The organism is Micromonospora sp. PTRAS2, from assembly GCF_054052245.1.
In genome coordinates, this window is the sequence record NZ_JBSWBU010000068.1 from 1 (window position 1) to 400 (window position 400).

At 70.8% G+C, this 400-nt stretch carries 1 pseudogene; it reads right to left on the reverse strand.

Features of this window, described 5'->3' with window-relative positions:
* A pseudogene (locus ACVMYR_RS33190) lies at positions 1-400 on the reverse strand (right-handed parallel beta-helix repeat-containing protein); the annotation flags it as partial.

Genomic DNA, 400 nt, shown 5'->3' on the forward strand with positions numbered 1-400 from the left:
CGTGATCGCGGTCTTCTGGACCACGACGGTGCCGGTGAAGTTGTTGACCGCACCGCCGGCCGCGCCGGCGACGTTGCCGGCGATCTTCGACTCGTTGACCTTGAGCAGGCCGGTGTTGTTGACGGCGCCGCCGGCCAGGATCGCCGTGTTGTCGCTGAGGGTGCTGTGGTCCAGGACGGTGGTGCCCTCGTTCTCGATGGCACCGCCCGCGGCCAGGGCGTCGTTGTTCACGAGCCGGGACTTGGCGATCTCGGCGCTGCCGCCGCGCTCCACCAGGATGGCCCCGCCGGTGAGGCCGTTGCCGCCGGTCAGGGTCAGGTCGCTCAGGCGCAGGTGGCCGCCGGAGACGACGTCGAAGAAGCGGAACGGGGTGGCGTTGGCGGCGCGGACGAGGGTGGAA